This is a genomic window from Phaeobacter sp. CECT 5382, assembly GCF_001457775.1.
In the GTDB taxonomy this organism is placed as follows: Bacteria; Pseudomonadota; Alphaproteobacteria; order Rhodobacterales; family Rhodobacteraceae; genus Pseudophaeobacter.
Map to the genome: position 1 here is coordinate 1 of NZ_CYSG01000006.1, position 14,705 is coordinate 14,705.

General features: G+C 59.6%; 16 protein-coding genes. 8 read left to right on the forward strand and 8 right to left on the reverse strand.

The window, feature by feature from the left end; all coding sequences use genetic code 11:
• From PH5382_RS07965 to PH5382_RS07975, 3 genes are all read right to left on the reverse strand, one after another.
• Positions 1–1,369: D-alanyl-D-alanine carboxypeptidase family protein (locus tag PH5382_RS07965; RefSeq protein WP_156414863.1), on the reverse strand; the 1,369-nt coding region annotated here is incomplete at its 3' end.
• Positions 1,370–1,761: 392 nt separating this feature from the next.
• Positions 1,762–2,091 carry a hypothetical protein gene (locus PH5382_RS07970; RefSeq protein ID WP_058333847.1) on the reverse strand — a complete coding sequence of 110 codons (330 nt, stop codon included), beginning with the start codon at positions 2,089–2,091 and terminating at the stop codon, positions 1,762–1,764.
• 135 nt (positions 2,092–2,226) lie between these two features.
• The gene (locus PH5382_RS07975; RefSeq protein ID WP_058333848.1) at positions 2,227–2,940 is read right to left on the reverse strand and encodes an HAD family hydrolase; all 714 of its coding nucleotides are present in this window, start codon (positions 2,938–2,940) and stop codon (positions 2,227–2,229) included.
• An 87-nt stretch (positions 2,941–3,027) separates the two neighbouring features.
• Here PH5382_RS07975 and clpS point away from each other — a divergent pair, with 87 nt between their 5' ends.
• From clpS to PH5382_RS08000, 5 genes are all read left to right on the forward strand, one after another.
• Positions 3,028–3,372 (forward strand): ATP-dependent Clp protease adapter ClpS, encoded by a 345-nt coding sequence (gene clpS, locus PH5382_RS07980; RefSeq protein WP_058333849.1) that lies wholly within the window; start codon positions 3,028–3,030, stop codon positions 3,370–3,372.
• 25 nt (positions 3,373–3,397) lie between these two features.
• Complete coding sequence (locus PH5382_RS07985; protein ID WP_058333850.1) at positions 3,398–4,405, forward strand: class I SAM-dependent methyltransferase; 1,008 nt, start codon at positions 3,398–3,400, stop codon at positions 4,403–4,405.
• A gap of 148 nt (positions 4,406–4,553) precedes the next feature.
• Entirely contained in the window at positions 4,554–5,357 is an 804-nt protein-coding gene (locus PH5382_RS07990) for an SDR family NAD(P)-dependent oxidoreductase (protein WP_058333851.1), read from the forward strand.
• A gap of 28 nt (positions 5,358–5,385) precedes the next feature.
• Positions 5,386–6,291 (forward strand): oxygen-dependent coproporphyrinogen oxidase, encoded by a 906-nt coding sequence (gene hemF / locus PH5382_RS07995; RefSeq protein WP_058333852.1) that lies wholly within the window; start codon positions 5,386–5,388, stop codon positions 6,289–6,291.
• 155 nt (positions 6,292–6,446) lie between these two features.
• Positions 6,447–7,292: a glycoside hydrolase family 25 protein gene (locus tag PH5382_RS08000; protein ID WP_058333853.1), complete on the forward strand. Its 846-nt coding sequence runs from the start codon at positions 6,447–6,449 to the stop codon at positions 7,290–7,292.
• A gap of 55 nt (positions 7,293–7,347) precedes the next feature.
• On the opposite strand, the gene PH5382_RS08005 is transcribed toward PH5382_RS08000, so the two are convergent.
• Complete coding sequence (locus PH5382_RS08005; RefSeq protein ID WP_058333854.1) at positions 7,348–8,292, reverse strand: fatty acid desaturase family protein; 945 nt, start codon at positions 8,290–8,292, stop codon at positions 7,348–7,350.
• A gap of 112 nt (positions 8,293–8,404) precedes the next feature.
• Entirely contained in the window at positions 8,405–9,364 is a 960-nt protein-coding gene (gene hemC / locus PH5382_RS08010; protein WP_058333855.1) for a hydroxymethylbilane synthase, read from the reverse strand.
• 121 nt (positions 9,365–9,485) lie between these two features.
• Here hemC and hemE point away from each other — a divergent pair, with 121 nt between their 5' ends.
• From hemE to PH5382_RS19980, 3 genes are all read left to right on the forward strand, one after another.
• Positions 9,486–10,520 carry a uroporphyrinogen decarboxylase gene (gene hemE / locus PH5382_RS08015; RefSeq protein WP_058333856.1) on the forward strand — a complete coding sequence of 345 codons (1,035 nt, stop codon included), beginning with the start codon at positions 9,486–9,488 and terminating at the stop codon, positions 10,518–10,520.
• The gene (locus PH5382_RS08020) at positions 10,510–11,052 is read left to right on the forward strand and encodes a GNAT family N-acetyltransferase (RefSeq protein ID WP_231751829.1); all 543 of its coding nucleotides are present in this window, start codon (positions 10,510–10,512) and stop codon (positions 11,050–11,052) included. The genes hemE and PH5382_RS08020 overlap by 11 nt, the downstream gene beginning before the upstream one ends.
• Positions 11,053–11,146: 94 nt before the next feature.
• The gene (locus PH5382_RS19980; RefSeq protein ID WP_058333857.1) at positions 11,147–11,311 is read left to right on the forward strand and encodes a hypothetical protein; all 165 of its coding nucleotides are present in this window, start codon (positions 11,147–11,149) and stop codon (positions 11,309–11,311) included.
• 80 nt (positions 11,312–11,391) lie between these two features.
• Here PH5382_RS19980 and PH5382_RS08030 read toward each other — a convergent pair whose 3' ends face one another.
• From PH5382_RS08030 to PH5382_RS08040, 3 genes are all read right to left on the reverse strand, one after another.
• The gene (locus tag PH5382_RS08030; protein WP_058333858.1) at positions 11,392–12,549 is read right to left on the reverse strand and encodes an acyl-CoA dehydrogenase family protein; all 1,158 of its coding nucleotides are present in this window, start codon (positions 12,547–12,549) and stop codon (positions 11,392–11,394) included.
• An 8-nt stretch (positions 12,550–12,557) separates the two neighbouring features.
• Positions 12,558–13,649 carry a CaiB/BaiF CoA transferase family protein gene (locus PH5382_RS08035; protein WP_058334040.1) on the reverse strand — a complete coding sequence of 364 codons (1,092 nt, stop codon included), beginning with the start codon at positions 13,647–13,649 and terminating at the stop codon, positions 12,558–12,560.
• Positions 13,650–13,732: 83 nt separating this feature from the next.
• Complete coding sequence (locus tag PH5382_RS08040) at positions 13,733–14,557, reverse strand: SDR family NAD(P)-dependent oxidoreductase (RefSeq protein WP_058333859.1); 825 nt, start codon at positions 14,555–14,557, stop codon at positions 13,733–13,735.
• Positions 14,558–14,705: the final 148 nt, after the last annotated feature.

Sequence of the window (14,705 nt, forward strand, 5' to 3'; positions counted from 1 at the left end):
GGGCCACCATTGGTTCGGGGGTGGTTGGGGTTTCCGCGCGAGCCCATTTGCTTGGGCGCGCCCGCGGGCGCAGGCCCTTTAAGGGGACCCCTGCGCGCTGTGTGACGCTGGCCAGGGGGGCGGGGTTAGTGGGGTTAGTTGTCGCTGCCGTACTTGGCGTGTTGGCCTCGGCCAGAGCGGCGGTGATGCTGGCTTGCAAAACGTTCGGATCCAGAACCGGCGCGGTGTGACCGGCGGGCGTTTCGGCGAGGGCTGTCGGGCTGCCTGTCTGCGCCTCTGCCGCATTGGCCACCAGAACGGTGGCATCTGCAGGGCTGTCGGTCGCAGGGGCGCTGATGCCGGGACGTAGTTTGGGGCGCAGGCTGGTTTTCACCAAGCCATTGACGCGAATTGTTTTTCCGGCCCCGCCAGCGGTGGCTTGACCAGCGCTGGCGACAGCAACTGATCCCAAACCGGCATTGCCGACATAGGCGGGGAGACCGGGCGCGCGGACCCTGGCACGAGACGGCGCACGGCGAAAGCCCAGATCCAAAAGCTCTGCCACCTTGGCATTGCGTGAGGTGGAGGATTTGCCGCCAAACACGGTGGCGATGACGCGCTCATTGCCGCGCTTGGCCGACGCAACAAGGTTGAAACCAGCTGCGCGAGTATAGCCGGTCTTGATGCCGTCGGCGCCCTTGTAGGCGGCCAGCAGGCGACGATTCGTATTGGGAACCGTGCGCACACCGGCATCGGCCGTTTTGCGCGAAAACAGGTTATAGTACTCGGGGTAGTCATACAGGATATGGCGGCCCAGATTGGTCATGTCACGGGCAGTGGACATGTGACCCGATTCGGTCAGCCCATGGGCGTTTTTGAAGGTAGTGCGCGACATGCCAAGTGATTTGGCAGTGCGGGTCATGCGACGGGCAAAGGCCGCCTCAGAGCCTGAAATCGCCTCACCGATGGCGGTGGCCGCGTCATTGGCAGATTTCACCGCAGCAGCGCGAATGAGGTAGCGAAAGGCAATGCGTTGCCCGGACTTCAACCCCAGCTTCGAGGGCGGCTCGGCGGCGGCGTTTTTGCTGATGCGGACCTTGGTTTCAAGGGTGATTTCACCGTTTCGCACAGCCTCGAAGGCAATGTAGAGCGTCATCATCTTGGTCAGGGAGGCAGGGTGCAGCCGGGTGTCGGCATTGCGCGAATGCAGCACTTCGCCCGTGCGCGCATCCACGACGACAGCCGCATAGGGGGCCGCAGTGAGCGAGGTTGCGGGAAGTATTGCAATCGCGAAAGCGAGAAAAACGCCCATGATCCACAGCACAGACCGGGCGTGAACCCGCTGTCTGCGGACCAGGCGATTGCACCTGATCTGCACGATATCTGCCATTTTTGCCTCTTGCCGCCGGTTTTCCGACTGACTTTTTTGCCTGCTTTTAAAAAGCCTACCATAGCAAGGGCGCAGAAGAAACCACGGGGATCAGGCGCGGAGAGCCTACAAAAAAAGAGTTCCCCCATATCTAGTGGTCTGCCTGTGGCGGGCTTCTAGATCGGGGTTTGGTTAAAAAAGGGTTGATGATTTTTGCGGTGGATCTTGTCCTTGAATGCAAGGTTTATGCAAAAATGTTCGGGTTTCCGATGCGGGTGTGCAACAGATTGTAAATCTTTCGAACCCCGGCCCGACGCGCGCTTCAGCAATTGCGGCACCGGGCTGCCAGGCAACTCCACCACGCAACTCCACTAGCGCCCAGTTCTGTTCCAGATGCTGCTGAAAGTGGCTGTTTAGTGCGGGCTGTGTCTGCGCGTGACGTAGTAGGGAGAGGCATACTGCAGGCCAAAGGAAAACTCGCAGACCTGCGGAATCATGGCGCTGATGCGCTGTTCCAGATCCGTCAGAAGGGCGGTTGAAAAAGCCTCGTCGCGGTGTGGTTTGACCAGCAGGTTGACGGTGATGGTGACATGGCTGTGGTGGTATTCACTGGTCGGATAGGCGCGCCCCTTGCAGGCGCCGGCACCAGTATCGTGGCGCAGGATAATCGCTTCGATTTCGGCCAGCATGGCCGGGGTGTCGAGGCTGAGGTCATCGGAGTATTTTACTTCTGCATGGGGCATTGCGGATCCTTTGCGATATCTGTGCGTTGAGACGAGATGGCGGTCTTTTTCCTGTGGTTGAATAGTCGATTTTCCAACCCGAGCCAGCCTACAAAGCCAGCCCGCAAAGCCAGTCTGACGGATCAGCCTGACAAGTCAGGCGATCCTGGCGACCAGCTGGGGCAGGGCGCCAAGGCTGGCAAGTTCGTGATAGCGATCATGGCCTTGGGGCGGCTCTGCATGTTCGACTTCCCAGATCAGCCCGTGCGGGACGTAGATGCCCCAGCCGCCGGCCTGAACAATGGGCACCACATCCGACCGCATGGAATTGCCAACCATCATTGCCTGCGCCGGACCATCGCCATGACGCTGGAAAATTTCGCTGTAGACCGCTGCGGTTTTCTCCGACACGATTTCCACCGCATCAAACAGATCGCCAAGGCCCGATTGTGCCAGTTTGCGCTCCTGATCCAGCAAATCCCCCTTGGTGACCAACACGATGCGGTGGCTGTCAGCCAAGATTTCAACAGTTTCGCGGGCATGCGGCAGCAGCTCGATCGGGTAGGACAGCATCATCTGGCCAGCGACAATCAGCTCCTGGATGACCGCTGCGGGCACCTGTTGTTCGGTGACCTCGATGGCGGTTTCGATCATCGACAGGGTAAAGCCTTTGACGCCATAGCCATAGCGGCCGAGGTTGCGTTTTTCCGCTGCCAGCAGGCGTTGATCCAATGCGGCGCGATCCATGATATCCGGAGTATGATCCTGCAGCAGTTCGGCGAAACGTTCCTGGGTAACCCGAAAGAACCGTTCGTTGTGCCAAAGGGTATCATCGGCATCAAAGCCAATTGTTGTCAAATTGCGTGTCACGATGCGCGTTCAATCCCTTTTCCTAAGCTCTCTTTAGGCTATATAAGCTATTGAACGATTTCCATGCATGACCGGAACTTATAGCCAATGCCGCTGCAGCCTGTGATGATGTCTCAGTTTTCGGATGACGACGATACCGATACGGGTCTTTTGACCAAGACACGCCCAAAGACCAAACGCCCGCCGCGCTACAAGGTGCTGCTGCTCAATGACGACTATACCCCGATGGAGTTTGTCGTCATGGTGCTGGAGCGCTTTTTCAGCATGACGCATGCCCAGTCCTTTGAGATCATGCTGACCGTGCACAAAAAAGGTGTCGCGGTGGTCGGGGTCTTTACCCATGAGATAGCCGAAACCAAGGTTGGTCAGGTTATGGATTTTGCCAATCGGCACCAGCATCCGTTGCAATGCACGATGGAAAAAGAAGAATAATACCAACATCAAAGAGGCACTCTATATGTCCCTGCGCCTGTCCCTTGCCCTCGAGACGGGTGGCTGTGTCGTGCCCGATGAGGGCCGCATCGCCGTCTTTTCTCCGCCTGCCGACCTTGATCTTTCCGCCCTGCCAAAAGAGCGCGTTCTGATCCTGCAATCTTTCCGCCCGGCTTTCGAATCCTATGTCGCGGCTGGGTACACCTGCCTGCCGACCCTGCCCGAGGCAGAGCGTTTTGCGGCTTCGGTTGTCTTTGTGCCGCGGGCCAAAGCCGAGGCGCGCCTGCTGGTGGCGCAGGCTTCTGCGGTCACCCAAGGGCCGGTGCTGGTGGATGGCGGCAAGACGGACGGGATCGATTCGATTCTCAAAGCGTTGCGCCAACGCGGTGAAACCTCGGCGCCGATCTCCAAGGCGCATGGCAAGATTTTCTGGTTTCAGGGCGGCAGCAAGGATCTGGACGACTGGATGCCTGCTGCGACAACCAAGGTCGACGGCTTTGTTACCGCCCCCGGCGTGTTTTCGGCTGATGGCATTGACCCGGCCTCTGCCTTGCTGGCGCAGAACCTGCCGGAGAAACTGGGACGGGTCGTGGCCGATCTGGGCGCTGGCTGGGGCTATCTGTCCAGTCAGATCCTCAGCCGGGCCAGCGTCGAAGAGCTGCACCTGGTGGAGGCAGATCATGTCGCGCTTGACTGTGCCCGGCAGAACGTCGCGGATGCCCGCGCCCAGTTCCACTGGGCTGATGCGCGCAGCTGGAAGGCGCCGGTCCAGACTAAACCGGTGCAGATCAATACGGTGGTGATGAACCCGCCGTTTCACACCGGACGTAGCGCAGAGCCCGAATTGGGGCAGGCCTTTATTGCTGCAGCGGCCAAGATGCTGACAGCCTCGGGGCATCTGTGGATGGTTGCCAACCGTCATCTACCCTATGAAACCATCCTGTCAGAGCGGTTTGTCGCCGTGAACGAGGTTGCTGGCGACAATCGTTTCAAGGTGTTGCACGCGCAACGCCCGCGCCGCGTCAAAGGCTAGGCTGGATCTCGCAGAGCGACGTCTTTTTTATTCCCAAGAGCAGCGGTGAGGGCTACCCTCGCCGCCAAAATCAAGGCTGGACCATCTGGGCCATACATACCGGTAGACTCCGGGCTTGGTTGAAAACAAACTGTGGAGCGTGCCGCGCATGTCCTTTTCTATCTCTGGCAAGACTGCCATCGTCACTGGGGCCTCCAGTGGCATCGGGCTGGCGATCGGGCGGCAATTCGTTGCTGCTGGTGCCAATGTGATGTTTGCTGATACCAACGAGGCAGCCCTGGTTCGTGAGCTGGGAGAGCAGGCGGATGAAAGCAATATCCGCTATTTTGCCGGCGATCTGCGCGAACGGCTGACCATTGCCAACCTGCTTTCGGCCACTATCGATGCCTTTGATGACGTGGATATTCTGGTCAACGGCGCGCGTCAGGTGGTCCAAAGTGATCCGTTGGATCCCGAAGACGACTCGCTTGAACTGCTGTTGATGGAAAACCTGTTGCCGACCCTGCGCCTGTCGCAGCAGGTGGCACGCCGGATGATCAAACAAGGCGAGAGCCGCGAAGAGGATGCCCCCCTTGGCGCTATCATCAATCTCTCGTCGATTGCTGCACGCCGCACCCACCCAGAGCTGATGGCCTATTCGGTGGCCTCTGCGGCGCTGGATCAGTTGACGCGTTCGCTGTCGATTTCACTCGCAGCACACCGCATTCGGGTCAACTCCATCGCTTTTGGCTCTGTCATGAGCGCCTCGATGCGCACGACACTGAAGGACAACCGCAGCTATCGTCAGGATATTGAGCAGCACACGCCACTGGGGCGGATTGCGGCGCCCACCGAACTCACCGAGGCGGCGCAGTTTCTGGCCTCGGATGCGGCCGGTTTCCTGACCGGGCAAATCATGACCCTGGATGGCGGGCGCACCCTGCTGGATCCCGTTGCCGCCCCCGTTCACTAATCAATACCCTCTTGTAGAAAGCCTCGTGATGCCTGCCGATTTGCCTGATGACATGAAGACCCAAAAAGCTGAGGCGGCCGCCTGGTTTCGCGCCCTGCGCGACGAGATCGTCGCTGCCTTCGAGGCGCTTGAGGACAGTCATGACACTGGCCCTTTTGCGGATCTGGAGCCGGGCCAGTTTGAGATCAGCGAGACCAAGCGCAGCGCCGATGATGGATCGGACGCCGGTGGTGGTCTGATGAGCGTGATGCGCGGTGGTCGGGTGTTTGAAAAGGTCGGCGTCAATATCTCCGAGGTTTACGGCACCCTTGGCGAACGGGCCCAAAACGCCATGGCGGCCCGCAAAGGCCTGCCTGGCATGAAGGAAGACCCGCGGTTCTGGGCCTCGGGGATTTCGCTGGTGGCACACATGCGTAACCCGCATGCGCCGGCGGTGCACATGAACACCCGGATGTTCTGGACCCCGCATGCCTGGTGGTTTGGCGGTGGCTCTGACCTCAATCCCTGTATTGAGTATGCCGAAGATACTACGCATTTTCATGCCACCCAGCGCGAATACCTCGACCCGCATGGCACCGACCTTTATCCACGCTTGAAAAAATGGGCGGATGAGTATTTCTATATTCCCCACCGAAACCGGGCGCGCGGCGTTGGCGGCATCTTCATGGATGATCACAACACCGGCGACTGGGCTGCGGATTTTGCCCTGACGCAGGACATTGGCCGCGCCTTTCTGCCTGCCTATCTGCCCTTGGTGGAAAAGCGCCGCGTGCAGGCGTTTGATGAAGCTGACAAAGATGCGCAATTGGTGCATCGCGGGCTCTATGCGGAATATAATCTGGTTTATGATCGCGGTACCAAGTTTGGTCTGGAGACCGGCCATGATGCCAATGCGGTGCTGATGAGCCTGCCGCCGCTGGCGAAATGGGTTTGACCTAGCCTCAACTCGCCTGTGCAGCGCCTGCGGGATTGCGCCGATTTTGCTTGACCATCGCCTTTGTGCTTTGCAAGTGCTCCACTTAGCAAGACAGTGAACGCAACCGACGAGAATAACGCCGGTTGCGTTTCTTTTTGAGGGCAGGGTTTATAATGTACAGGCGATTTTTGACCGGCCTTGTTTTTGCTGCGACTACTCTGGTGGCAAGCTGTGGCCCCAAGGCTCCCGCGCCGTTTCCCTCCACGTCTGAAGTCGCGCCGACCCAGCGCCCTTCTAAAGCAGAGCTGTCACGCCTGATCACCTATCCGCGCTTTGGTGATGCGGACCCGCATGAATGGCAGGGCCGTGGCCCGCGCAGCTATGCGATCCACGGCATTGATGTCTCGCGTTATCAGGGGGATATCGACTGGCCGCAGGTGCGCGACGCCGGGGTGTCCTTTGCCTATATCAAGGCGACCGAAGGCGGCGATGTTGCGGACCCCATGTTTCGCCAGAACTGGCAGGGCGCGCAGCGCGCCGGGGTGCCGCGCGGGGCCTATCACTACTATTATTTCTGTCGCACGGCTGCAGAGCAGGCACGTTGGTTCATCAAACATGTGCCGCGCGATGCCAATGCCCTCCCACCGGTGCTGGATATGGAATGGAACCCGCGTTCAAAGACCTGCACCAAACGCCCCGACGGGCGGCTGGTGCGGGCCGAGGCGCGCAAGTTCCTGTCTATTCTTGAGGCCCACTATGGCCGCCGCCCGGTGGTCTACACCACGGTGGATTTCTTCGCTGAAACCGGCATAGGTCGATTGCACGGCACGGAGTTCTGGCTGCGCTCGGTGGCGGGACATCCGCGTCAGGTCTATCCCGGTGCCTTTTGGCGGCTCTGGCAATATACTGGCACCGGATTGGTGCCGGGCATCAAGGGCGAGGTGGATCTGAACGTCTTTCATGACGCGCCCGAAACCTGGCTGCGCTGGTCGGGGCAGTTGGCAGAGCAATCCCAATAGTGGGGACAGGCCGAAAGATCAGGTCGAAAGATCAGGCCAAAAGACTAGGCCAGGATCAGGCGCGTTTCCACCCAGCCTCTGCCAGCGCCTGACCATAGCCACTGGCAATGCGCATTTCCGGGCCAATCCCTTTGTCGAGCAGGGCTTTATGCATATTTTTTAACTGCCAGCAGGGCACATGCATCACCATGTGATGTTCCAGATGGTAGTTGACCCAATAGGGGGCCACAAAAAGCCGCGCGATGGGGCCAGCCTTAGTGGTGCGCACATTCTGCAGTGGGTTTTGCGACTGTTCCACCGCGCCATGTTCGGCAATATTGCGCACCCGCAGCACGAACTGAAACCAGGTGAGGTAGGGCAGCAGCCAGAAGGCCAGCCCCCACCACCAGCTCCCGATCAGGCTCATCACCACGGCGACCCCAACAAACACCGGCAGCGATTTCCACAGATGTGGTGCCTTGAAGCTCTGGGCGAAATCCGAAGCAGCTGCTTCGATCGCGTCGTCGTCGCCAGCCAGGCGGAAACTCATCAGTATTTGGCCAACCAATTGCTTTACCCCCGTCTGGCCAGTCAGATCGCGGGTGAATTTCCGCTGCAATGACGCCTTGGAGGTGGGGAATTTCGAGCTGAGCTTTAGATCCGGGTCCTTGTCGGTCTGGGTAAACCGATGATGGGTCAGGTGGTAGTGGCGATAGGCAGCGAGTTCAGCCAGGATGGGCCGTCCGCATAGCCATTCGCCGACGATGTCGTTCCATTTGCGGGTCTTGAACAGCGCGTTATGCGCCGCCTCATGCATCAGGATCGCCAGACCCAGCTGCCGCGAGCCAATTACCAGAACCGCGATCACAAAGGTCAGCGGATTGGGCCAGAGCGCAAACAGCGCCAGCGCCAGCGCGATGGTGCCCCAGCAATGCACAACCAGCCACAGGCCCATGGCATCGGACCTCTCAGCCAATGGGCGGATTTCTTCACTGCTGAGATAGGACTTTCCAGGTGTCATTTTGCGCTCCTCCTGATGGCAGGGTCGCCTGCATCAGCGGAGCGGTCAAATGGGCCGCCACGTCATACTCTGGCGTATGTCGTGGCGGCACTTTTTGGGAAGAGGCGCGACTTTACTGACGCCAGTCGAAGAACCCAGGGCCAGCCTGGGCCAGCAGTTTGGTCGCCATCGCGCGCCCCAGCTCGGCCCCATCTTCAATGGCGCAGCTCTGATCTTCGGCGATGGCTTCGGATCCATCCGGGCGCAGCACCTCGCCGCGCAGCCGCAGGGTGGTGCCATCCAGTTCGGCAAGGCCCGCAATAGGCGTTTCGCAGGACCCATCAAGGGCCGCCAGAAAGGCGCGTTCCGCCGCCAGCCGCTGGCCGGTGGTCTTATCATGGATCGCGTCGAGCATGGCCGCCACACGGGTATCTTCACCGCGCCTTTCAATGCCAATGGCCCCCTGCGCCACGGCGGGCAGCATGTCTGTTGTCTCGATTTCGGTTGCAGGCACATCCGCCATTGCCAGCCGGTTCAGGCCTGCCATGGCCAGGAATGTGCATTCCGCCACGCCATCATTCAGCTTTTTCAACCGGGTCTGCACATTACCGCGAAACTCTACGACCTTCAGATCGGGGCGGCGGTTCATTAGCTGCGCGCGCCGACGCAGCGACGAGGTGCCGACAACAGCCCCGGCAGCAAGATCCTGCAGGCGGGAGAATTTAGGCGACACAAAGGCATCGCGCACATCTTCGCGCGGCAGGTAACAGTCCAGCAGCAGGCCCGCAGGCTGCATCACCGGCATATCCTTCATCGAATGCACCGCAATATCGATGGCACCGGACAAAAGATCCTCTTCGATCTCTTTGGTGAACAGCCCCTTGCCACCAAGCTCTTTCAGCGGCTTGTCTGCCGCGATCAGTGCCTGATTGTCGCCACTGGTCTTGATCACCACAATCTCGAACGCCTCGGGCGGCAGATCAAAGGCCTCGCTCAGTCGGCGGCGGGTCTCATAGGCCTGAGCCAGTGCCAGCGGCGATCCACGAGTGCCGATTTTCAGCGGAGAAGCGGGGGAGGGCAGGTTCTGTGTCATGCAATGACCTTTAGTAGCGGCGATATGCCGTTGCAAGCACTGGTCAGGCTGCCCTTGACAATTTGCCGCTTTGGGCCGACCTCATACCACCAGATGAGGGCACGCAAAAATCGAGGGTGACATGGCCGAACAAAAGAAAATTCTGCGCGCATTGGCGGGTGAAACACAGGATGTGCCGCCGATCTGGATGATGCGTCAGGCTGGCCGCTACCTGCCGGAATATCGCGCGACCCGTGCGCAGGCCGGGGATTTTCTCAAGCTCTGCTACAATCCGGACCTGGCTGCCGAAGTCACCCTGCAGCCGATCCGCCGCTATGGCTTTGATGCGGCGATCCTGTTTGCTGATATCCTGCTGATCCCCCAGGCGCTGGGCGCGGACCTGTGGTTTGTCACCGGCGAAGGCCCACGTCTTTCGACCATCACAACCGAGGCGAATTTTGCCAAGCTCGGCCCGGCATCAGACATTCACGAGACCCTGAACCCGATCTATGAGACGGTCAAAATCCTGTCCAAGGAGCTGCCTGCCGAAACCACGCTGATCGGTTTTGCCGGGGCACCCTGGACTGTGGCCACCTATATGATTGCCGGTCGTGGCACGCCGGATCAGGGTCCGGCGCATGCGCTGAAACAGGAAAACAGAGCCTTGTTCGAGGCGCTGCTGGCGCGCATCACCGAGGCCACCATTGATTATCTGTCGATGCAGATCAAAGCCGGCGCCGAAGTGGTGAAGATTTTCGACAGCTGGGCAGGCTCGCTCAAAGGCGAAGATTTCCACAAATACGCGCTGGAGCCCTGCCGCCAGATCACCGCCGCCCTGAAAGAGCGTCATCCCGGCATTCCTGTGATTGGCTTTCCTCGTGAGGCAGGCGAAAAATACCTCGGCTTTGCCAAGGCAACCGGTATCGACTGTCTGGCGCTGGACAACTCGGTTGATCCCATCTGGGCGGCACAAAACCTGCAGGTCGATGGCTGTGTGCAGGGCAACCTCGCCTCGCGCCACATGGTCACAGGTGGTCAGGATCTGGTGGATGAGACCCGCGCCATTGTTGAGGCCTTCAAGAATGGGCCGCATATTTTCAACCTTGGCCATGGCATCACTCCGGATGCGGACCCGGACAATGTACAGCTGATGATCGACACGGTTCGTGGCGGCTGAACGCAGCCCATCGCAGATCGGCCTGCGCCCGGCGCGTCTTGATGACGCGTCGAGTCTGGCGGCGCTTGCGATTGAGGTCTGGGTCGGCACCTATCTGCGTCTTGGGGTGAATGCGCAGTTTGCTGACTACGTCTTTGGCGAGCTGACCCCCACCCGGTTCCGCGAGCTGCTGCAGATGCCAAGTGAGACTTTCATCGTTTCGCAAAATCTCGAAGGGATCGACGGGTTTATCCGTATCTCGGATGGGCCTCGGCCGCCCAATGGCCCCGGCTCTGCGGTAGAGATCGCGACGCTTTATGTGCAACCGCGCCATCATGGACGTGGTCTGGGCAAGGCACTGTTGCAAGCGGGTCTGCACCACTGTGCCGAGCTGGGGCGCGACGCGCCCTGGCTGACCACGAATGCGCAGAACAGCGCAGCGATCGCCTTTTACCAAGATCAGGGATTTGTGGTGACGGGCCAGACGCATTTCCGGATCGGGGCAGAAGCCTACCTCAACGAGGTGCTCACCTATTGGGGCGGTGGGCGCTAGCTTGATCGGCCCTGTCGGCTTGCATATATAGGCTGCTTCGGGCATCAGCACGACAACTGAGATTACTCTCATCCCCAGATACGAGGGCAGACCCATGGACTATGGAAAGACCGGAGCCGCGCGCAGAGGCACAAATGCACCGCGCCACGCCGAGCATAATGCCAAAGGCAGCCGCAAGAACCCCTATGACAAAGCCGAAGACAAGTCGGCGCTGCTGGCCCGCATGAAGGCCGCAGCAACAGAAAAGAAAGAGGGCTGATTGCCCTCCATTTTGACGTGATTCAACCCGCGCTACAGATGGTTCTGGCGCGGGTTTTTTTATGCGGTGCCGCGCGCCATTCAGGCTTTCAGGCTGCGGGCGATCAGCTCTTTCATGATCTCGTTTGAGCCACCATAGATCTTTTGCACCCGTGCATCGGCATACATGGTCGAGATCGGGTATTCCGACATATAGCCATAGCCGCCAAACAGTTGCAGGCATTCATCCATGGTGTCGCATTGCATCTGCGTCACCCACCATTTCGCCATCGAGGCCGTGGTGGCGTCCAGCTCGCCGCGCAGATGTTTGGCAACGCAGTCATCCAGAAACACCCGGGCGATATGGGCGATGGTTTTGACCTCGGCCAGTTTGAAACGCGTGTTCTGCATCTCCAACAGGGGTTTGCCAAAGGCTTTGCGCTCCGCCGTGTAGGCCACGGTTTCCTCCAGCGCCTTGTCCATTGCGGCAGCGCCGCCCAGAGCCACCACCAGGCGTTCCTGCGGTAGCGATTTCATCAACTGATAGAACCCCTGACCCTCGACCCCGCCCAGCAGGTTTTCCGGCGGCACGCGCACATTGTCAAAGAACAGCTCTGATGTGTCCTGGCTCTTGAGGCCGAGCTTTTCCAGATTGCGTCCGCGGGCGAACCCCGGCGCATCGGCCGTCTCTACCACGATAAGCGAGATCCCTTTGGAGCCCAGGGAGGGGTCGGTTTTGGTGACAACGATGATCAGATCCGCCTGCTGACCATTGGTGATGAATGTCTTGGAACCACTGACCACATATTCATTGCCATCGAGTTTGGCCGTGGTCTTGATGCTTTGCAGGTCTGACCCGGTGCCGGGTTCGGTCATGGCGATGGCGCAGACCATCTCACCGGTTGCCATCTTGGGCAGCCAGCGTTTCTTTTGCTCTTCCGAGCCATAGTCGAGGATATACCCGGCACAGATCTGGCTGTGTACAGAGTTGCCAAACCCGGAAAACCCGGCGGCGCGGTATTGTTCGGTGGCAATCACTGCCTCGTGGCGAAAGTCACCGCCCATGCCGCCGTATTCTTCGGGGACCGAGGCGCATAGGATACCGATCTCACCAGCCTTGTTCCAGAAATCGCGGTCGATATGGCCCTGCTCCTGCCAGCGTGCCTCATGCGGGACCATTTCATTGGCATAAAAATCGCGCAAGGAATCCTGGAGCATGGTCAGCTCGTCGTCCATCCAGGGAGAAATATGTGCAGTCATGGGATTGCTCAGTCCTTGTTGCGGCCGAGTTCGGCCAGAATGTCTGTTGTGTGTTGGCCGCGCTCGGGGCTTTGCGGGGCTTGCCAGTCAGTTTGATCTGAAAACCTGGGCGCTGGTGCAGCCTGCAAGATGCCGTCAGCCTCAACCCAGGTGCCACGGGCATTCATTGGGTGGTGCAGCGCCTCTGTCGGGCTCAGTACCGGGGCGACGCAGGCATCGGTTGCGTTGAAAATCTCTGCCCAATGGGCGCGGGGCTGGCTGGCAAAGATCCCCGCCAGCCGCCCGGTCAGAACCGGCCAGAGCCTCTTGTCGAACTGGCGTTTGAAATCGTCATCCTGGCTTAACCCCATCCGTGACAGGAATTGCGCATAGAACTTTGGCTCCAGACATTGCACGGTCATGTAGCCGCCGTCCGCGCAGACATATGAGCGGCTCCAATGCGGGCCATCCAGCAGGTTCTGCCCGCGTGTGTCGCCAAAGCCGCCGGCCTGACGGATGCTCATGAGCAGGTTCATCATATGGGCGGAGCCATCGTAGATCGCCGCATCGACCACGGTGCCCTCACCGCTGGTTTTGGCGCGCAGCAGTCCGGCCAGCATTCCGGCGGCCAGATACATCGCGCCGCCGCCAATATCGCCAACCAGTGTTGCGGGCGTCAGCGGCGCATCACCGGGGTTTGACGCATACCAGAGCGCGCCAGAGAGGGAGATATAGTTTAGATCATGCCCTGCGGTTTCAGACAGCGCACTGTCCTGACCCCAGCCGGTCATGCGGCCAAAAACCAGTTGCGGGTTTATTGCATGGCAGGCTTCGGGGCCAATGCCCAGCCGCTCCATCACGCCGGGGCGAAAGCCTTCGATCAGCCCATCGGTTGTGTCCACCAGTGCCAGAAAGGTTTGAATGTCGTCTGGGTCTTTCAGATCCAGCTCGATCGAGCGTTTGCCGCGATCCAGCACGGATCGTTCCGGCATGCCGGGGGTGACGCCGCCACCCTTGCGGTGGACGCAGATCACATCGGCACCCATATCTGCCAGCCACATGGCGGCAAAAGGGCCGGGGCCGAGGCCCTCGACCTCGATGATGCGGGTGCCTTCGAGCATGGTGTCTTCCTCTTTTTTGCCAGCCAAAGACTGGGCTGCGCCCGATCCTCCAACGGGAGGGGCGGGCGCAGTTGTTTTACAGGCTAGGCGGTCAGCCCGCCGCCGACGATCAAAGTCTGGCCGGAAACGTAGTTGCTTTCGGGAATGCAGAACAGATAGACGCCGCCTGCAGCCTCTTCCGGGGTACCTGCGCGCCCGATGGGGATCATCATCTCAAAGCCTTTGACGACCTTTTTGGGGATGCCGATACCGATGGTATTGCCTTCGACCTCGATGGCCTTCTTCTCATCCGTGGCCTCGGTCAGGCGGGTGGAGATCATGCCGAATGCCACCGCGTTGACGTTGACCTTGTAGCGGCCCCATTCCTTGGCCATGGTTTTGGTCATGCCGACAATCCCAGCCTTGGCCGAGGAATAATTGGCCTGGCCCGCATTGCCACCGGTACCGGCGATGGACGAGATATTCACCACTTTGCGGAACACTTCGCGCCCCTCTGAAGCCTCGATTGCGGCCTGTTCAGCAATAAACGGTGCGGCTGCGCGCAGGATCTGAAACGGCGCCTTGAGGTGCACGTCGATCATGGCGTCAAACTGCTGGTCGGTCATCTTGCCGATAAAGCTGTCCCAAGTGTAGCCGGCATTGTTGACGATAATGTCGATGCCGCCAAATTTGTCGATGCCAGCCTGGATGAAATCATTGGCAAAACCGGGTGCGGTGACAGATCCGGGAATGGCGAGTGCTTTGCCGCCCATGGCTTCGATTTCGGCGACGACCTCCTGTGCCGGTTCCACATCCAGATCGTTCAGCACCACATTGGCGCCGTCACTGGCCAGTTTCAGCGCGATGGAACGGCCAATGCCGCGGCCTGCTCCGGTGATATAGGCGGTCTTGCCTGCGAGTTTGGTCATTGTTGGGCATCCTATGTAGAAAACTATTGGAAAATCCCGCCCGGCGGGACGCCGGGGTGCGCCCGAGCCTCCCCGTCAAACCGGAGGTTTGCCTCTGGCAAACGGGAGGGCGCATTCGCTTCCTCCCAGGCTCAGGCGCACCCCGAGT